Raw genomic sequence first — 3,047 nt, 5'->3', positions numbered from 1 at the left:
ATAATTGGTTGTAACTCTTCTAGTCTTTGAACTTGTTTTTTAGCATTTTCTCGCTCGGATGCCTTATTCTTTAATGCTTCATATTTCTCCTGAGCAAGTGCAAAACTGTTCATTATATGTTCTTTTTTTGCGATTATCTGTTTTAACAAACTTTCAGACTGCTGTTCATGTTGCATCGCTTCCTCATACCATTGCTCAAATGGTAATAATCGCTTCGCCTGTTCCGCATGTTTAAAAGATTTTTCTTTCATTTCGATTACGGCACGGTTTTCTTGTAAAGTACTGTACTTCTCATTCTTTTGTTCTAAATCTTTGAATTTCTCATTTACAGCTTTTGCTGCATGAAAACGTGCCTCTGCTTCTTTTAATTGTTTCGTTTTGTCATTTTGTTCTACGTGTAATTGCTCAACCTCTGCATTGTACCAAATTGTTTCTTGTTCTAATGCCTCTACTACTTGATGTGTATTTACATGCTCTTGCTCCACTAATGTCTCTAATAATGCCCCATTACGTATTGGTAATTTAAATACATTACGGAAATATAGCTCACGTTCTTTTTGTTTTTCTTGTAAGACGTCTTTCCATTGTTTACGCTTTTGATCTAATATCTCACGCATTAATTTATAACGATCTGTTTTAAAAATGCGGCGTAGTATTTCTTCTTTATTTTCCGTTTCAGATGTTAATAATTTTCGGAACTCTCCTTGCGGTAACATGACAATTTGGCTAAATTGATGTTTACTTAATCCAATTAAATCTTCAACTTTTTTATTTACATCCGTTACATGAAAACGATCGACACATGGAACTTTTTCCTCATCAATTACTTCATATAATTCGACTGCATGTCCTGTAATTGTTTTATTTCCTTGTTTTTTATGGCCCAGTTGTCGTTTAATTTCATAACTTTTCCCTTTTAATTGAAAAGTTAATTCMACACTTGTATAAACATCATCATCATCAGCAAATTGRCTWCGAAGCATGYTYGTATCACTRCGYTCTTCTCCACTAGCCTCWCCATATAATACATAACAAATCGCATCAAAAATTGTTGTCTTTCCAGCTCCTGTATTTCCAGAAATAGCGAAAATACGATGCTCACCAAGATCTTTAAAATCGATTACTTCTTTCTGTTTATATGGACCAAATGCGGTCATTATAAGCTGAATCGGTCTCATCCTCGCTCACCTTCCCGTTCTTGCACTGTTTGCAAAACATCTAAAAATAGACGTTCTTTCTCTTCTGATAAATCTAGCCCTTTCATTTCTTTATAAAATGCTTTTAAAAGAGATAAATCATCCGTTTTATGCCTTGAAACAGTTACTTCATTTTCATCTGTGAACTCTCGTCTTTGAATAGATCTTTCAACATGCATTGCATTTGGGTATACAGAACGTATTTTTTCCATTGGCTGCAAGACAGGATTTTCATCTAATAATTTCACAAATACATAATCTTCATTTACTGGATGAAGTAATAAATCGTCTATTTTCGCTTCTACTGTACGCATTTTACGACGCGGTGTAAGTAAACGTTTTTCAATTGTTGTTTCACCTTTTTCATCCAGTTCCACAATATAATATCCTTTTTTATGCTTTTCTTCAGAAATAGAATATGCAAGTGGTGAACCTGAATAACGAATTGTCTCATTACGTACAAAATGTGCTTGATGTAAATGGCCAAGCGCCGTGTAATGGAACTTATCAAAATAATGGCTATTTACATATTCAGCACCACCAATTGAAAGTGGGCGTTCCGCATCACTCGTATTTTCCTCTGCCTCTCCTGAAGAAGTTACAAATGCATGTCCTACAAATATGTGTCTCGCTTCTTTATCCATCGTTTCAGAGAGTTCGTTCATAAAAATACGCATCGCATCATCATGAGAACGAACATCTTCATTTTTCAATATATGTCTAACCATACTTGGGTCTGCATACGGAACGAGATGGAATTGAACCTCTCCGTATTCATCATTTAAAACAACAGGATTGTATGGAAACTGGAATTGTCCAACAATATGTAATCCTTGTTTTTTCATTAAATTACTACCAAAATGTATGCGGTCCGGACTATCGTGGTTTCCTGCAACTGCGATTACTGGGGTTTGTAAATCAATAACTATCTTTTGTAATACATCATTTAATAAGTCTACTGCTTCTGTAGGTGGAATTGCTCGGTCATATAAATCTCCTGCAATAATTACAGCATCCGGTTTTTCCTCTTCAACAGCTTGTACAAACTGATCTAACACAATTTTTTGATCTTCAGTCATATATACACCATGAACAAGCTTACCTAAATGCCAATCCGCTGTATGAAAAAACTTCATATTACCCTTCTCCTTTTAGTTTACTGATTGTAGTGAAACAAGCTGATAGTTTAGTGTAGTTTTTCCGTTCTCCCATTCTAACTTTTGGACAATTGCACTACCGATTCTTTCTTCGTTTGATTTATATAAAGGTAATACTTCTTGAATAGTAAATAGATGATAACCATCTAAAATTAATTGAAATAAATTATCTTCTATATGTAATCTTACTTCTTTTTCATTTGAAATAATTTTTGTGTGCATCTCAAATTTCATGCTAGATACAACCCCTTTTTTTCTAATCTCTACATTTTAATAGTATAGTGGTCATGCAAGATTGACAAGTAAATACACCACGATGTACATACTTTTTTAATTATAAATATTTTATGTTTTTTTGTATAAAATACGGTATGTGAAATTATCAATCTACAAAAATAAAAATGCCCTTTCAGGCATCCTTATTTTTGTAAGTACTCTTTCATAACGTAGTACAATACAGTTATTAACACAATCGCTACAAAAAACGCGAATACGGCCACAACATACCCATCTTTATTTAATAACAAACATATGGAAATAGATATTATAAAAATCGGAAACACGAGACGTACCTTATCCTTCACTTCTTCTGTCGTATCTGTATGATGAAAATACTGTGTAATTCCTACCATAAGAGATGACAAAATAATAACCGACAATAGTAAAGGTCCTGGCATTCCGATCTCTCCTTTCT

4 protein-coding genes are annotated in these 3,047 nt (G+C 33.6%); all 4 read right to left on the bottom strand.

The window, feature by feature from the left end; translation table 11 throughout:
* The coding region (locus tag AC1DTM_RS21360) for an AAA family ATPase (RefSeq protein ID WP_477000816.1) at positions 1-1,178 on the bottom strand (1,178 nt) is incomplete at its 3' end.
* Complete coding sequence (locus AC1DTM_RS21355) at positions 1,175-2,332, bottom strand: exonuclease SbcCD subunit D (protein WP_016104782.1); 1,158 nt, start codon at positions 2,330-2,332, stop codon at positions 1,175-1,177. The genes AC1DTM_RS21360 and AC1DTM_RS21355, both read right to left, overlap by 4 nt.
* Before the next feature lie 15 nt (positions 2,333-2,347).
* The gene (locus tag AC1DTM_RS21350) at positions 2,348-2,587 is read right to left on the bottom strand and encodes a DUF2584 family protein (protein ID WP_016104781.1); all 240 of its coding nucleotides are present in this window, start codon (positions 2,585-2,587) and stop codon (positions 2,348-2,350) included.
* A 185-nt stretch (positions 2,588-2,772) separates the two neighbouring features.
* Positions 2,773-3,030 carry a hypothetical protein gene (locus AC1DTM_RS21345; RefSeq protein ID WP_002200574.1) on the bottom strand — a complete coding sequence of 86 codons (258 nt, stop codon included), beginning with the start codon at positions 3,028-3,030 and terminating at the stop codon, positions 2,773-2,775.
* Between the last annotated feature and the right edge of the window lie 17 nt (positions 3,031-3,047).

Source organism: Bacillus sp. P4_D3, from assembly GCF_056401855.1.
The sequence above is the reverse complement of the archived record's forward strand: the minus strand, read 5'-3'. Positions and strand labels throughout refer to the sequence as shown.

Bases quoted from the DNA above. Each gene is read 5' to 3' on its own strand.
- AC1DTM_RS21355 (WP_016104782.1), bottom strand. From the start codon at position 2,332: ATGAAGTTTTTTCATACAGCGGATTGGCATTTAGGTAAGCTTGTTCAT.
- AC1DTM_RS21350 (WP_016104781.1), bottom strand. From the start codon at position 2,587: ATGAAATTTGAGATGCACACAAAAATTATTTCAAATGAAAAAGAAGTA.
- AC1DTM_RS21345 (WP_002200574.1), bottom strand. From the start codon at position 3,030: ATGCCAGGACCTTTACTATTGTCGGTTATTATTTTGTCATCTCTTATG.